Below are 14415 nucleotides of genomic sequence, written 5' to 3' on the forward strand. Positions count from 1 at the left end.
GCGGCCAGCCCCGAGAGAAACACGCGTCCCGCCAGACGATGCGGCGCGACGACAGGGCTATGAGCTCAGTGGTTCAGGGGGCCGGCGGCGTGACCGAAAGCCCCCACCTTGTCCGACTCAGGACTCGACATGGCCCGCACGCTACCCGATCGATGCCCGTCGAGGCACCTCGGTTTCACCGGCATTGGCCTGTGTCACCAACGTCATGTCCCGCAACTCCTGGTTCGCCAGCAGCACTTTGCTGCTGGCGAACCAGGAGCTGTCCGGCCGATCATGTGACTGCGCCGGGTTCGGATCGTTCTCGACGCGGTCGGCACGGCGGAGTCTCGCCGCCGTCGGGCAGTCGGCCGGTTCCTGAGGGCATCCCGGAGTTTCCGCTGTCCGGGGCGCTGTCGTGGAAGCACCTGGGTTCGACGGCGGGTGTCCATGGGGCCGGTGGGGCCGAAAGCACGGCGGGTCGATCTACCGGGCCACTTGGCCGGGGCGGTGGTCACGGCATCTGCTGTTCGGTCCAGATGCATTTTCCGGCAGAGGTGTAGCGGGCTCCCCAGCGATCGGAGAGGGCGGCCACCAATTGCAGCCCGCGCCCGCCCTCGTCGGTTTCCGAGGCGTGACGGATCCGGGGCGTGGTCAAACTGCTGTCGGAGACCTCGCATATCAACCTCTCGCCCCGTAGCAGACGCAGCCCGATGGGACCTTTCGCATGCCGGACGGCGTTTCCGACCAGCTCGCTGACCAGCAGCTCAGCAGCCATGGTCAGCGCGTCGACATCCCAACGGGCCAGCTGCCCCCGGACGTGTTCCCGCGCCTCGCCCGCAGCGATCGGCCCATCGGACAGCGGCCAGGCCACGACGTCCCCGGGATTCACTTCATGCATGCGGGCAATGAGCAGCGCGGCGTCGTCATCCGTGAGCTGCCTGTCCGGCAGCACGCCGGCGAGCACGTCATCGCACAGACGTGCCAGCGATTCGTTCGTGCATCCGGTTCGGCCCCCGTCACGCCAGGCTGTCCCTGCGCTGGGCTGGACGCCGGAACTGAGGACCGCGCTCGACAGCACCCTCGCCAAGTCGTTCATCCCGTCGTCGATGTCTCCGGTGGCGGCATCCACCAGACCGTCGGTGTAGAGCACCAGCAGGCTCCCCTCCGGGAGATCGATCTCGCTCGTCTCGAACGGTGGCCGCGCGGCACCCAGCGGTGGGTCGGGCGGGCAGTCAGAGAACTGCACGGGCTGTCCCGGGCGGACGATGGCCGGCGGAGGGTGCCCGGCACAGGCGAAGGTGCAGGTGGCGGAGGCAGGGTCGTACACGGCGTACAGGCAGGTGGCGTAGAAGTTCTCTCCGAGGTCGTTGACCAGGTCGTTGAGGCGGTTGAGCAGTTCTGCCGGCGGGAACTCCAGGTCGGCCAACGTGTGCACAGCGGTGCGAAGCCGCCCCATGGTGGCCGCCTCGGGCAGGCCGTGTCCCATCACATCACCGACGACCAGGGCCACCCGGGCGCCGGACAGGGGAATGACGTCGTACCAGTCACCGCCGACATCGATGCCCTCGCTGGCGGGAAGATAACGCGCGGCCGTGTCCACGAACCGCAGCGACGGGAGGGCACGCGGCAACAGTCCCCGCTGGAGCTCCTTGGCGCGGGTGTGCTCGGTGTCGTACAGCCGGGCACGCTCGATGGCCTGCGCCATCAGTCCGCTGAGCGCGGTGAGCAGGGCCCGCTCCTCTCCGTCGAGGAGGTGCGATTCGGCGAAGGAGATGACGCAGCACCCGATGCAGCGGCCGGAGACGATCAGCGGCAGAAAGGCCCAGGCTGCCTTGCCGGATGCGCTGAGAAGTCCGGACATCAGCGGATAGCGAGCGACGTACTCCTCGGCCGAGCCGATGAACGCGGGCTTCCCGCTGTGGTACACCTCCGCGACGGGAGAGACGGTGGTGACAGAAGTTCCGTCGATCTTGTCGAGAAAGGCCCGCGAGTATCCGACGGACCCGGCGACGCGTATCACCCTGCCCTCAATGATCTGGATGACAAGACCAGAGGCGCTGAACGGAGGCAGCACCCACGCCGCGATGGCCGCCACCACATCGCGCATCGTCAGGGCCTGCGCGAGTGCGGTGGTCAACTCGGTCACCCGGGCGGTGCGCTCCGCTGCGGCCCGTTCGACGGCTGCGCGTTCCGCCGCCCGGGCCCGGCTCTCGGTGACGTCGGCGGCATACACCGTCAGTCCGTCCGGCACCGGCACCAGCCGCATGAGGTACCAGCGCTGGTTGGTGGGCCAGCGCATCTCGAAGGTGGCCGGGGCGCCGCTGTCGACGGCCTGCCTGCAGCGTGTTTCAAGGCCCGGCGCGGCGTGGTCGACGCGCAGGTTTGCGAAGATGTCCCACAGAGTTCGGCCGAGCAGCGCGTGCGAGGCGCCGAGCAGCCGCTCCGCCTCCGCATTGACGAAGGTGACGCGCCATGCGCCGTCCACCACGAAGAACGCGTCGCTCATCTGCCACAGCGCTCGGCGCATCGAGTCCGGTGCGGTGAGGGCCGTGCCGCTGCTTCCTTCCGGACCGGCCGACCGTACGGGTTCACTGTGTCGGCCGATTGCGGGCCCGCTGCGGGGTCGGCGTGCCCCTTCCCCCTGGGGTGGCCGTGGCCCCTCCCGGCTGTGATGGCTTTGTACCTGCCGGTCGGCCGAGAGCTGCCCCAGACGCAGCGCGGCCCACGCGGTGATCACTTCGACGGCCGCGCGCTGCTGCGGCGTGGGCTCCTCGGCGGGGGCCATCAGCACGGACAGCGCGCCCTGTATCCCCTCGGGGGCGATCAGGGGAACGGCCAGCAGCCCGCCCCCGCCCGGCAGCGTCGCGCCAGTGCGGTGCTCGATGGTCTCAGCAGGCTTCCATACCGGTGTCCCGCGGGCCGCTGCGCGGGCTGGAGCGGTGCCGCTCGCCTCCTCGATCTCCGCCCAGTTCCGAACGGCCGTGCGGAGCAGCCCGTGCACTGCCGTCAGCTGCAGCCCGCAGCTGCCAGGACCGCGTAGATGCACCATGCCGCCCAGACCACCGGACTCCGTCACCGCATGGTCCAGGGCGAAGCTCAGAAGGTCGGCACCTGACAGGCTCTCCCCCGCAGTGGTGATCACTCGCAGTCTGGTAGCGGCCACGTCCGCAGGGGCCTGCTCGGACATTCGGTCACCTCCGCGGCGAGCAGGCGGGGGATTTACCACCCTTAATAATTATTAGTTGAGCCATCCTGCCCAGTCGAGACGTAACGGAAAACAGGGTTCTTCCGGGGACCATCCGTGGCGGAGGACCATGCGGATGCCGGCAGCATCGCGCGGAAGAACAAGGCCAGTGGCCGGTCGGCGGTGATGACCAAAGCGACGCGAGGAGTTTCGGGCACCTAGGCGCAAAAGCGAATCACAGGAATCTGGTCGGCCGACCAAGAAAGGGGGCGCGGATGACCGCAGCCAAGCAGAGAATGCGGGGCGAGGGCGAACAGCACGCGCTCGATCGTGTCCAGGCGCTGCCTGATGGCGCGCTCGCCCGGGGAGCCGATCGTGTCGGCGAGGAGTCGATATTCGAGAACGCCGTGCGCTGCTGCTCCAGGATCTGCGCCAGCTCCTCGCCGGGCTCGGCAACATGAGGGTTCCACCGTCCTCGTCGGCCTCAACGGCCTGTGCCTGCTCACCGATGGTGCCTGGCGCCGTACGGGGCCGTCGGCTCCCCGGCGTGTGCGGGGCTGCCCGGTCGGGGTAACCGGAAACCATGCACCTCCTGGGGCAGGTGTTTTCTCACCGGCAGCGCTCGGGGCATCCCAGCGTTGCCCTGCTGGCGGTGCCGCTCGGGCTGATCCTGGCCATCACTCTGGCCGATGTATTCAGTCCCCGCGGCGTACCGCTGGGTCCGCTGCTGATCGTGGCGCCCGCGATCACGGCATCGTTCGCCGGCCCCGTCCTCACCGCGGTGATGGGCGTGGTCGCTGTGGCGGCTTTGTTCAGCATCGGTCTGACACCCCCGATCCTTCTGGGGACTTTGTACTTCGATTCGCAGGTCATCTCCCTGCTGGTGGTGTCGGCGATCGTGACCGTGTTCCGTTACTTGCAGGGCAGGCACTCTCGTGAGCTGACGCAGGTGCGGACCGTGTCGGAGACGACGCAGCGCGTGCTGCTCAGGCCACTGCCGCACCGTATCGGCCCGCTATGGGTGGCGTCGGTATACCTGGCCGCTCAGGAGCAGTCCCTGATCGGCGGCGACCTCTACGCGACTGTGCGTACGCCATGCGGCACCAGATTGATCATCGGGGATGTGATGGGCAAGGGCCTGACCGCACTCGGCGACGCCGCTCTGTTGCTCGGCGCGTTCAGAGAGGCCGCACACCGCGAGGCCACCCTGCCCGACCTCATGGCCTACCTGGACCACAGCGTGTGCTGGCACCTGGCCGAACCCAGCGAACGGGATCAGGTCGGAGAGTGCTTCATCACCGCCGCTGTCCTCGACATCCCCGACGAGCACCCCATGGTGCAGATGGTCGTCTGCGGGCACCCGCCACCTCTTCTGTTGCGCGACTGGCAGGTCACCACACTGCGCGCCACCCACCCCGCGCCGCCGCTGGGCCTGGGCGAGCTGACCCGCCCCGACTACCACGTCGACACCTTCACCTTCGAGCCCAGGGATGTGCTGCTACTGCACACCGACGGCGTGACCGAAGCCCGCGACGCCCAGGGCGCCTTCTACCCGCTGGCCGAACGGGCCGCATCCTGGGCACACTACAAACCCTCAGCACTGATCCGTCACCTGCGTGCCGACCTGCTCGCCCACGTCGGCGGGCACCTGGCCGACGACGCCGCCGCGATCGCCGTCCAACGCACCTTCCCGCCGGCACCCACCGGCACTACCGAGCACGCGCCCCCATTCCGACCCACCGACGAAGGCGACCAGGACCGTCTGTGAGGAACAGCGGTGGACCGAGCTGACGGCCGTCAGTTGCTGGGGGGACAACTGGCCCCTCCGGCAGACGCTCCGCAGGCGTCATCCGTTGCGCGGCGGCAGGCTCGAGGAGTGGCGGACATCCCGCCGCCATCCGGAGGGACCGTGAGAGGGATGCGGGTCTTCATCACAGGCGGCTCTGGTTACATCGGCCGCTCCACCATAGAGGCGCTGATCCGACACGGTGGGATGGTGACGGCGCTGGCGCGTACCGAGCACTCCGCGCGCATCGTGTCGGGCCTGGGCGCCGTCCCTGTCGAGGGGACGCTGACCGACGTCGACGTTCTTCGGGAGGGGGCCCGCCAGGCCGACGGGGTCATCCATCTCGGGGGGACTACACCGAGGGCACAGCGGAGATCGATCGCGCCGCGGCGCAGGCGCCGCAGGAGGGCGCGGGAAGTCGTCCCTACGTGCACACCGGCGGGGTGTGGGTGTACGGCGATACCGACGGGGTCGTCGACGAGGACGCCCCGCTGAACCCGCCGCGGATCACCGCTTGGCGTCTGGAGAACGAACAGCGTGTGCTCGCCCGGGCGGCCACCGGAGGGCATCCGGTGGTGGTGATGCCGGGGCTGGTCTACGGGCGTTCCGGCGGGCTGGTGCAGCTGTACTTCGTCGAGCCGGGGCGCACCGCCGGTGCCGTGCCCTGCGTCGGAGACGGCTCCAACCACTGGGCGCTGGTTCACGTCGACGACATCGCCGAGTTGTTCGTCCTGGCCCTGAACGCCCCGGATGGTTCCGTTTACGCCGGGATGAGCGGACAGAACCTCCCGCTGGCGGATCGCGCCCACGTGCGCGTACAGCAGGCTGCGGCGCAAGGAGTGCACGGACTCGCCTTGTTGAGCTGCCGAGCGATCTTCCTGCGGTTGGTCTCGTCCGCCAGATAGCGGGCGGCGTAGACCGTGCGGCGAAGCGTCCCGTACTCCTTCAGCGCGGCGGCCAGGGAGTTCTGCCGGGACGAGGCGGACGGCTTCCCGACGATCAGCGAGGCGGTGGCGTGCCCGAACTTGATCGGCCCTGCGAGCCGCAGCAGACCGTCCCAGTTCTTCTCGGCCAGCCCCATGTTGATCTTCCGGGTGAGCAAGGGTCCTGCCACCGGCCAGAGACTGTCGACGTCCCGCTGCGGGCCCATCCGGAACAGCCTGATCTTCCCCTTTGCGCGGGTGCCTTCGATGTTCTTCGGCAGCAGTTCGTGGAACGTTCTCGTATCCAGTAGCTCGTACTGTGGTGAGTAGTCGGCGTACGGAAAATCCCGGTGAGATTGATCTTGGCTGACGGAGCGACACTCCGGGCGGAAGCCACCTTCAAATCGCAGCTCGACGTGTCGGTCTCCCTCTGTCCCGCGCCGGAAGAGCGGGCTTTGGGGTGTGAGTAGTTCGAGGAAGGTCGGGAAGCCGATGAATTCGGCACGACAGAAAGCCGGGGCCGTGGTCACCCTGGCAGGGGTCGCCGCACTGGCGCCCTCGGTATGGCAGACGGCCGCCCACATCACCGACGAGACGTACCGCGCCCCGGAGGCGCGCCACGGGGAGGGGCACGTCCAGTACCACATGGCACGCGAAGTACTGATCACTGCAGGCTCGGTAGGCGTCCTCGTGATGGGCGTCATGGCCGGGCAGGACAGGAGCCGTGCCGTGTGGCGCGGCATGGCCGCCGCGGCCGCCGGGATCAGCACCGCGATGTGGTCCGGTGGGCCAACCACCGGCGTGTGGGCCCCCAACCGGAAGGCATTCTTGGTCCACCTCGCCTCCACCGCGGGACTCGGCGCAGGGGTGGCACTCCTGCGCCCGCAGGCGGGGCACCGATGACCGCACAGGTCATCGTCGCAGGTGCCGGGCCCGTCGGACTGATGACCGCCGCCCTGCTGGACGCCGCCGACGTACGCGTCGAGGTCTTCGAGCGCAACGAAGGCCCAAGCAAGCACTCCAAGGCCACCACCATGCATCCACGCACGCTGGAGGTCCTGGCCACGGTCGAGACTGTCGGAGGGCGCCGGCTGGCCGAGGTCCTCGTCGACCACGGCACACCGGTATCCAGCACCCACTTCGCCGTCCTGCCTGACAGGCTCGACTACTCCGGCCTGGACACGCCCTTTCCCTTTGTCCTGCTGATCGCCCAGGCTGACACCGAGCGATTCCTGGCCGACCACCTGCGTTGGCGGGGTGTCCCGGTGCACTACGGGCAGGCAGTGTGGGGATGGGAGAAGATCGACAGCGGATTGCGTGTGCGCGTTGGCAACCACGCTCGCACCACCGCCTACCTGGTGGGTGCCGACGGCGCCCACAGCCGCGTCCGCGAGCAGGCCTCGATCCCGTTTCCGGGCGTGCCGCCGACCATGGTGGGATTCGTCGCGGACGTCGAGCTCACGGATCCGCCGGTGGCGGCACGGCAGGTGTGGCACCGCGACACGGGCTACGTCAGCGCCGTGCCGATGCAAGGCGGGGTGTGGCGTCTGTTCGGCGCCGAGGCCGCCGATACCGGACTCACCTCCGAGCAGGTACGGCAACGGCAGGCCATGCCGTTGGGCCTGGAGGAACTGCGTGCCACCTTGCGACGTGTCGCCGCCACCGACTTCGGGCTGCGTGCCGCGTCCTGGATCTCCCGAGCCAGCGACAGCACCCGCCGCGCCGCGCGGTACCGCTCCGGACGCGTCCTGCTCGCGGGAGACGCCGCCCACGTCCACCTGCCAGCCGGGGGGCAGGGACTCAACGCAGGACTCCAGGACGCGGCGAACCTCGCGTGGAAGCTGGCCGCCGAGATCCACGGCTGGGCTCCCGCCCACTTGATCGACGGCGCGTTCTGCTACGAACACGAACGCCGACACGTGGCAGAGCAGCTCATGGCCAACACCCTGGCCCAGGGGGCACTGATGCACACCTTCACGGCCGGCGGAAAGGCACTGCGCGACCTGGTCAGCGATCTGATCAGCCGTGGCGGCGACACCGCCGAGCAACTGGCCGGATGGCTCTCCGGCCTCAGCCTGAGTTACCCGCAGCCCGAAGGCACCCACCCGCTGGTGGGCACGCGAGCGCCGGATCTCCCCCTCACTGACGGCGGAACACTCCACCAGGCGCTGCGTCATGACCGCTACCTGCTCTTGGACCTCACCCCCGACAGCGGCCTCGCCGAAATCGGCTCCGCCCACATCGACGTGCGCGCGGCGCCATCCCCCAGCGGCACCTGGTCCGCCCTGCGCGCCGTCCTCGTCCGACCGGACGGCTACATCGCCCACGCCACCCAGTCCACCGGCCCTCTCAACCTGGCCACGGCACTCGCCCAATGGACCACGGCCACCGGCGCCGTACCGACCGCGGCCCAAGAACTCCAGTTGTAGATCGTGATGTTCGTCGTGGCCTGGGTGACGTCGACCTGATCAGGCAGCCTGTCAGCTACGGTGCAGGCCATGACAGCCGAGTGTACGTGCCCTGGTTCTCAGCCGGGGAGACTGACGAGGACGCGTTCCAGAGGCTGGAAGGCGCATGGCGCACATTCGTATCCGTACTACGCGAGCGGGCTGTCACCTGGCCATGCGAACCGCACGACACCCTCATCCTCCGCCCCGAGGAGACCGCGTTCGCGCATCTGCTGGCCCTGCTCCATCCGGTGACGCCTGGAACCAATTCCATCTCCTGCGTATTCGGTGCGTTCTTCGACGGGCAGGGAGTGCTCGGCACCGAAGTGCACAACCAGATGTACATCCCCCAAGTCCAGGAGTCCGTGGTGGAGATACTCCATGCTGCCGGTTCACCTGCCCGCTGCGCGGAACTGACTGCGGACTGGTTCGAACGCATCCTGCAGGGCGAAGCCGGCAACTGCCCGCCCCGACGTCGTGATCTTCATGTCTGATTCGCGGCTTGCCTGCGGTAATGGCCGGCCTGGGCTCGGGCCTGGTGGCGGCGTCGCCAGGCGGACCGGTTCTCGGTCGCGCGAGGTGGCTCAGCTCGCCCTGCCACGAGTACGCGGGCTTGGATATTCTTCCGATGTGAAGATCGTGGTGGGGGGCCTCGCGGCCGGGTTGGGGTTCGGGGCGGCTACCTCGCTCGTCAACGCGTTTTCGTCGCCGTACGTGGAACTCGGGATGCCGCTCGTCGGCACTGTCTGGGCCAAGGCTGCCAAGGTGCTCAGCCTGCTGATGGACGCCGGCTGGTCCTGGGCAGCGCTAGCGGTCGGGATGGGTTGGGTGGCCGGGACATGGGCCCGAGGCGCACTGGTTGGGGCTTTGGCACTGATCGCGGCCTCGGTGGCGTATTACGTGACGGACGCCTTCGTTTTGGGGGAACCGCTGGCCTTGTTCGCGGCGGAAACGGTCATGTGGTCAGTGGCGGGTTTGCTGTTCGGGTTGGTCCTGGGTGTGGTGGGTGCAGCCATCAGGCGGCCTGGGCTGATCGGCTTGCTTGCCGGGTTGACGGTGCCGGTGGGTGCTGCGGTACAGATGGTCGTGATGCCGCCCCGGCCTCACCTCACCTTGACCCCGGCAATCGTTCTCGCCGAGGTCATCGTCTGGACAGCTGCCGTGCTCGGCGCCGGCTGGGCTGTATACCGTTTCCGGGCCGCGAGGCGTGTGTCGGGATCCCGGCTCAGTGGCTGCCGAACCTCGTGAACAATTCGCTGCCGTCAGGGGCTGGGTGACTCCCGAGCCGCTGTTGCGGTGGTCGAAGGTGGTGTGGGCGGTGCGCGTGACCCCGGCGTGCTCCGTGCCTTCCACCAGCACGACCGCTCGGCTGAGGGCGACAAGGAGAGCTGTGCTGGCCCTAATACTCCAGCAGCACTTTGACGTTTTCCCTGTTCAGGAGCGGTTTGGGTGAGTGTAGTGGGCTGGGTTCCGGCCCGTGTTCTCTTTCCCGGACCGCCCCTCGATCGTGTGCAGCCGCCGCTGATAGTGGCAGCGGCGGGCGACGGCTTGGCGTCGTCTGCGCCAGTGTGACCATCTCAGTGCGCGTGCGCTGCTGTGGGGCTGGTGAACGGCGTTGGGTGAGTGGCCAGTTGCCAGGAGCCGCCGAACTTCTCACACGGTGAGGGAGGCGAGGCAGGAACCGTTTCTGCTGCCCCCTTTGCTGCGGCGTCGGCGGCCATGACGGCGAGGAAGCATGCGCCAGTACGGCCAGGGTGATGTGCCGCATCCAGCCGGTGTAGCGGCGGACTTCGTACTGGCCGAGGCCGCATTCGTTTCAAAGTGCTGCTGGAGTATCGGCCTCGATCGTTCTTGAGGGTCCGTCAGCAAGCTCACGGACCCTCAAGAACGATCGAGGCTAGCGCGCCACGCGGTAGCGGAGATAGACGACTCTCGAGCTGAAGGTACGGGCCTCGACGAGTTCGAGATCCACCCGGCGCTCGCGCTGGGGAAAGAACGGAATGCCACCGCCCACCAGCACCGGGTAGACCCTGGCCCGGTACTCGTCGATCAGACCCAACGCGGCCGCCTCGGCGGCGAGAGTCGCGCCACCGATCGCGATGTCGCCCTCCCCCGGCTCGGCTCGCAACCGCTCGATCTCCTCGGCCAGGCCGCCGGAGGCCAGGCGGGCATTGCCCTGCACCGCCGACAGCGTGGTGGAGAACACCACCTTGAGGAGCGGCTTCCAGATCGCGGTCCACTCGAGCGTGGGGTCGTCGAGCGAGGGATCCTGGTCGGCGGTCTCCCAGTACAGCATCGTCTCGTACAGCCGTCGTCCCAACAGGTGGACGCCGACCTCTCGGATCTCGTCGATCCAGGAGCGAAAGACCTCCTCGCCGGGCGCCGTCCAGTCGAAGCCGCCGTCCGGCCCGACGATGTAGCCGTCAAGTGAGACGTTCATCGAATAGGTCACGCTGCGCATCAGCGGTCCTCCTCGGTAACGGGTTCGACAGTACGACCGCCGGACGCCGCAGAACTCATCGCGACTCGCGGGATCTTCACGGACCGGACGGCGTGGCTTGACAGGAGCGTGACGTAGTCCGGATTGACGGGTGCCCGTCGCCGTCTGGCTGCTCGCGCACTGGGGCATGGCGCGCACCGGGGGCCGATCGGGCAACTGGATGCACGCCCATGCCGAGGTGGAGGAGCTACTGCCCTCCGTGATCGAGGCGTTCGGACCGGAACACCCGGCAGCGCTCGACGCCGGCTGCGCGCATGCCGGGGCCGTCGGACGGGCGGGGGACCCCGAGACCGCACATAGCCTGCTCAAGGAGCTCCCGCACCTCGGTCCGAGGTTTCTGCAACGTGAACATCCGACCTGCTCCGTCGGGCGTGCCAGCCCGCAGGGGGCTTCCACCGCTGCATGTGCTCGCGCTCATCGACCCCGCACCACCGGCAACCGCTGGGTGGAGGTATCCGCAGGTCAGAACCATCAGGGGACATTGCCACTCCTTCCCCTGCACCACATTCTGCCCGCCACCGGTTTGGGCAGCAGTGGCGCCTTTTCGCATGGCGCGGATGTTCACGTGTTTCGACAACATTGGGCGGCGCCGCGCGAGTGCGTCAGGCGGGCAGGGCGGCGAGCCAGTCGGTCAGGAGGCGGTTGACCTCGGCGGGGCGTTCTTGCTGGATCCAGTGGCCGCAACCGTCGAGGATGTGGGAGGAGACCAGGCCCGGCAGCGTGACCGGGTAGGCGTTGATCGCGTCGGTCAGCCAGGTCGTGGAAGCGTCCAGGTTGCCGCCGATGAACAGGGATGGCTGAGTGATGGGAGCACCGTCGAAGGCGGCGAGGTCCTCCCAGTCGCGGTCCATGTTCCGGTAGCGGTTGAGCGCTCCGGTCACGCCGGTGCGTTCGAACTCCCCGGCGTAGACGTCGAGGTCCCGCTCGCTGAGCCAGGCGGGCAGCCGGCCAGTGGGGAACCGGTCACGCATCGTGCCGGCTTTGCTGACGAAGTGCGGGTCGGGCGCGCCAGGTGCGGGCATGGTGTCGGCGGACAGGGCCGCGTAGAAGCCCGCGAGCCAGCCGCGTACATCGGGTTCGATCTCGGTTTCGGCGCGGCCGGGCTTCTGGAAGTACGAGACGTAGAACTCCTCGTCCCCGCCCATCTGGGCGAAGACGTCGCTGGGGCGGGGCCCGCCGCGCGGGGTGTAGGGAACGCTCAGCAGTCCCACCGCGCGGAAGACCTCCGGCCTGAGCAGGGCGGAGTTCGCGGCGATGGTCGCGCCCCAGTCATGGCCGATGACCACCGCCGACTCCTCGCCCAGGGCGTGCACAACCGCGACGTTGTCCTCCACCAGGTCGAGCATCCGGTACGCCTCCGTCGCGACCGGCTTGGAAGAGCGGCCGTAGCCGCGGACATCGATGGCAACCGCGCGGTATCCCGCCGCCGCGAGTACCGGCAGCTGCCGGCGCCAGGAGTGCCAGGACTCCGGGAAGCCGTGGACGAGCAGTACCAGCGGCCCGGTTCCCTGCTCCGCAAGGTGAATCCGGCCTCCCGGCGAGGACACCAACCGGTGTGTGACCTCCACTGCGTGCTGCGACATGCGTCTCCTCCCGGACTGTCGGTCTTCTGTGCCCCGGGACAGCCCTCTTGCGCCGTTCCGTTGGCTCAACACCAATCCTGCGGAAGGCCCCGTCCAGAAGACGAGTTCGTTTGCCGATTCAGCAAGCCCGGCCCTCCGCGGTGGCACCGGCCCGGTCAGCTGCCCGCCCCGGAGTACGTCGGCCACCGGGCTGCCTCCCGTTCTCACGAACATCGACTCCGCCCGCCACCGACTGCCTCCCTGCGAGATGAACAAATCCGCTGCCGCTACTCGTGAACAAAGCCACGGACCCGATTCCCCCACTACTCACGTACTCTCAGCCGCCCCGGACCTGGCCGGCCGGCCTCCGGCCCCGGTCGAACAGGCCCTGGCCATGGAGCAGCCGCCCCCCGGCCGTGGACACAGTAGACCCGCCGCCGCGCCCCGGCACTCCCCCCGCCGCACCGGCACTCCCGCGGCATCTTCCTCCGCCATACCGCTCGCCTCACCGAGCCCGCAACGTGCGGTTGCCCCCTCCCCCGCCTACACCCGCAGCGACAGCGCCCAACCCACCGTCGACGAATGGGCAGCCGCCCGCGTGCCCGCGACGCCAGCGGAGAGGGCCGCCGCGCGGCGGCTGGTCAACGACACAGCCTCCTTCTTCAAAGGACGCTGCGGAAAGGACACGGGTTGCTACCGCTACGCGGCACGGTTTCCGTGTGGGATTCCTTGCATGCCCTCCGAGGCTTCTGTGAGGCATCTGGCGGAGGCGACCCGGTCCGGCACACGGCTCCGGACGAACCGGCGAATGCCCAGCTCAGGGGGCACAGGGGTGGGGACAACCCCCTGAGATGGAGGGGGCTCGGCCCCCCGCGAGGCCTACGGCTGACAGGCTGGTGGCGGTGGGACGGCCGTAGCCAGACTCGCCTGCATGACGATTTCCTCCGACGCCACGGTCACGACCGCCCCGGCCGCCGTGCGGCCCCGCAGATCCCGCCCTGACGCCGGCAGCGACTTCGCCCGGTTGTCGCAGCGCATCACCGAGGCGGGTCTACTGCGGCGGCGCCCCGGTTACTACACGGTGCGGCTCGGTCTGGTGATCGGGCTGCTGGCGGCGGGCTGGGCGGCCTTCGTCGCGCTGGGCGACACGTGGTGGCAGCTGACGGTCGCCGCCTTCATGGCTCTGATGTTCGGCCAGGTCGCTTTGGTAGCACATGACTTGGCGCACCGGCAGGTGTTCCGCAAGCGTCGTGCGAGCGCGATCTGGGGCCGGCTCTTCGGCAACCTCGGCATCGGCATGAGTTACGGCTGGTGGATGAACAAGCACACCCGCCACCACGCCAACCCCAACCACGAGGAACTCGACCCCGATGTCGCCCCGGACATCCTGGTGTGGTCCACCGAGCAGGCCCGCAACAGCAATGGTCTGGCCCGATTCATCGGCGGCCACCAGGCGTTCTTGTTCTTCCCACTGCTGACGCTGGAGGGGTTCAACCTGCACGTGGCGAGCGTGCGGGCGCTGCGCTCGCCGTCGCTGAAGAGCCGTCTGCTGGAGGGCACACTGCTTTTCCTTCACCTGGCGGCCTACTTGTCCGCGCTGTTCCTGGTGCTCTCCCCCGGCAAGGCCGTGGTGTTCCTCGCCGTGCACCAGTGCCTGTTCGGTGTGTATCTCGGCTGCACGTTCGCCCCGAACCACAAGGGCATGCCCACCTTCACCGGCGACGACCGCCCCGACTTCCTGCGCCGCCAGGTACTCACCTCCCGCAATGTGCGGGGCGGCCGGCTCACCGACGTGATGCTCGGCGGGCTCAACTACCAGATCGAGCACCACCTGTTTCCGAGCATGCCCACTCCTCATCTACGGCGGGCCCAGGTCGTCGTACGCGCGTACTGCGCGGAAAACGACGTGCCGTACCACGAAACCGGCCTGATCCAGTCCTACCGCGAGGCACTCACCCACCTGCACCGAGTGGGCGAGCCCATCAGACGTCAACGCAAGGCGTCGTGACGACAGGACGACACGCGGCGCCGCGG

General features: G+C 68.6%; 12 protein-coding genes and 2 pseudogenes. 9 read left to right on the plus strand and 5 right to left on the minus strand.

Annotation, left to right across the window (positions count from 1 at the left end; translation table 11 throughout):
- Positions 1 to 490: 490 nt before the first annotated feature.
- Positions 491 to 3166, minus strand: a complete 2676-nt coding sequence (locus ACFY3J_RS29180) for a SpoIIE family protein phosphatase (protein ID WP_390842053.1) — start codon at positions 3164 to 3166, stop codon at positions 491 to 493.
- 272 nt (positions 3167 to 3438) lie between these two features.
- On the opposite strand from ACFY3J_RS29180, the gene ACFY3J_RS29185 reads away from it, so the two are divergent.
- The 4 genes from ACFY3J_RS29185 to ACFY3J_RS29200 all read left to right on the plus strand — a co-directional run bounded on the left by ACFY3J_RS29185 (position 3439) and on the right by ACFY3J_RS29200 (position 5854).
- Positions 3439 to 3624: a hypothetical protein gene (locus tag ACFY3J_RS29185; protein WP_384187211.1), complete on the plus strand. Its 186-nt coding sequence runs from the start codon at positions 3439 to 3441 to the stop codon at positions 3622 to 3624.
- A 122-nt stretch (positions 3625 to 3746) separates the two neighbouring features.
- A complete protein-coding gene (locus ACFY3J_RS29190) occupies positions 3747 to 4931 on the plus strand; it encodes a PP2C family protein-serine/threonine phosphatase (protein WP_390842054.1) in 1185 nt (394 codons plus the stop codon).
- Positions 4932 to 5081: 150 nt separating this feature from the next.
- Entirely contained in the window at positions 5082 to 5444 is a 363-nt protein-coding gene (locus ACFY3J_RS29195; protein WP_384187206.1) for an NAD-dependent epimerase/dehydratase family protein, read from the plus strand.
- The gene (locus ACFY3J_RS29200; RefSeq protein WP_384187203.1) at positions 5378 to 5854 is read left to right on the plus strand and encodes an NAD-dependent epimerase/dehydratase family protein; all 477 of its coding nucleotides are present in this window, start codon (positions 5378 to 5380) and stop codon (positions 5852 to 5854) included. The genes ACFY3J_RS29195 and ACFY3J_RS29200 overlap by 67 nt, the downstream gene beginning before the upstream one ends.
- Before the next feature lie 8 nt (positions 5855 to 5862).
- Here ACFY3J_RS29200 and ACFY3J_RS29205 read toward each other — a convergent pair.
- Positions 5863 to 6456 (minus strand): annotated as a pseudogene (locus ACFY3J_RS29205) (Tn3 family transposase); the annotation flags it as partial.
- Between ACFY3J_RS29205 and ACFY3J_RS29210 the strand changes: the two are divergent.
- From ACFY3J_RS29210 to ACFY3J_RS29225, 4 genes are all read left to right on the plus strand, one after another.
- Positions 6365 to 6775 carry a hypothetical protein gene (locus tag ACFY3J_RS29210; RefSeq protein WP_384187200.1) on the plus strand — a complete coding sequence of 137 codons (411 nt, stop codon included), beginning with the start codon at positions 6365 to 6367 and terminating at the stop codon, positions 6773 to 6775. The pseudogene ACFY3J_RS29205 and the gene ACFY3J_RS29210 overlap by 92 nt on opposite strands.
- Positions 6772 to 8301 (plus strand): FAD-dependent monooxygenase, encoded by a 1530-nt coding sequence (locus ACFY3J_RS29215; RefSeq protein ID WP_384187197.1) that lies wholly within the window; start codon positions 6772 to 6774, stop codon positions 8299 to 8301. Before ACFY3J_RS29210 ends, ACFY3J_RS29215 begins: the two co-directional genes overlap by 4 nt.
- 86 nt (positions 8302 to 8387) lie before the next feature.
- Positions 8388 to 8813 (plus strand): hypothetical protein, encoded by a 426-nt coding sequence (locus tag ACFY3J_RS29220; protein WP_390842055.1) that lies wholly within the window; start codon positions 8388 to 8390, stop codon positions 8811 to 8813.
- A 136-nt stretch (positions 8814 to 8949) separates the two neighbouring features.
- A complete protein-coding gene (locus tag ACFY3J_RS29225; protein ID WP_384187191.1) occupies positions 8950 to 9567 on the plus strand; it encodes a hypothetical protein in 618 nt (205 codons plus the stop codon).
- A gap of 329 nt (positions 9568 to 9896) precedes the next feature.
- Here ACFY3J_RS29225 and ACFY3J_RS29230 read toward each other — a convergent pair.
- From ACFY3J_RS29230 to ACFY3J_RS29240, 3 genes and pseudogenes are all read right to left on the minus strand, one after another.
- A pseudogene (locus tag ACFY3J_RS29230) lies at positions 9897 to 10132 on the minus strand (IS701 family transposase); the annotation flags it as partial.
- A gap of 84 nt (positions 10133 to 10216) precedes the next feature.
- Complete coding sequence (locus ACFY3J_RS29235; protein ID WP_384185816.1) at positions 10217 to 10780, minus strand: dihydrofolate reductase family protein; 564 nt, start codon at positions 10778 to 10780, stop codon at positions 10217 to 10219.
- Between the two features lie 641 nt (positions 10781 to 11421).
- Positions 11422 to 12402 carry an alpha/beta fold hydrolase gene (locus tag ACFY3J_RS29240; protein WP_390842056.1) on the minus strand — a complete coding sequence of 327 codons (981 nt, stop codon included), beginning with the start codon at positions 12400 to 12402 and terminating at the stop codon, positions 11422 to 11424.
- A gap of 910 nt (positions 12403 to 13312) precedes the next feature.
- Here ACFY3J_RS29240 and ACFY3J_RS29245 point away from each other — a divergent pair.
- Positions 13313 to 14389 (plus strand): fatty acid desaturase family protein, encoded by a 1077-nt coding sequence (locus ACFY3J_RS29245; RefSeq protein WP_390842057.1) that lies wholly within the window; start codon positions 13313 to 13315, stop codon positions 14387 to 14389.
- Positions 14390 to 14415: the final 26 nt, after the last annotated feature.

The organism is Streptomyces sp. NPDC001231, assembly GCF_042896885.1.
Taxonomy (GTDB): Bacteria; Actinomycetota; Actinomycetes; order Streptomycetales; family Streptomycetaceae; genus Streptomyces.

Coding starts and splice junctions, on each gene's coding strand:
- ACFY3J_RS29240 (WP_390842056.1), bottom strand. CDS start 12,402: ATGTCGCAGCACGCAGTGGAGGTCACACACCGGTTGGTGTCCTCGCCG.
- ACFY3J_RS29215 (WP_384187197.1), top strand. CDS start 6,772: ATGACCGCACAGGTCATCGTCGCAGGTGCCGGGCCCGTCGGACTGATG.
- ACFY3J_RS29180 (WP_390842053.1), bottom strand. CDS start 3,166: ATGTCCGAGCAGGCCCCTGCGGACGTGGCCGCTACCAGACTGCGAGTG.
- ACFY3J_RS29190 (WP_390842054.1), top strand. CDS start 3,747: ATGCACCTCCTGGGGCAGGTGTTTTCTCACCGGCAGCGCTCGGGGCAT.
- ACFY3J_RS29245 (WP_390842057.1), top strand. CDS start 13,313: ATGACGATTTCCTCCGACGCCACGGTCACGACCGCCCCGGCCGCCGTG.
- ACFY3J_RS29235 (WP_384185816.1), bottom strand. CDS start 10,780: ATGCGCAGCGTGACCTATTCGATGAACGTCTCACTTGACGGCTACATC.
- ACFY3J_RS29185 (WP_384187211.1), top strand. CDS start 3,439: ATGACCGCAGCCAAGCAGAGAATGCGGGGCGAGGGCGAACAGCACGCG.
- ACFY3J_RS29210 (WP_384187200.1), top strand. CDS start 6,365: ATGAATTCGGCACGACAGAAAGCCGGGGCCGTGGTCACCCTGGCAGGG.
- ACFY3J_RS29195 (WP_384187206.1), top strand. CDS start 5,082: ATGCGGGTCTTCATCACAGGCGGCTCTGGTTACATCGGCCGCTCCACC.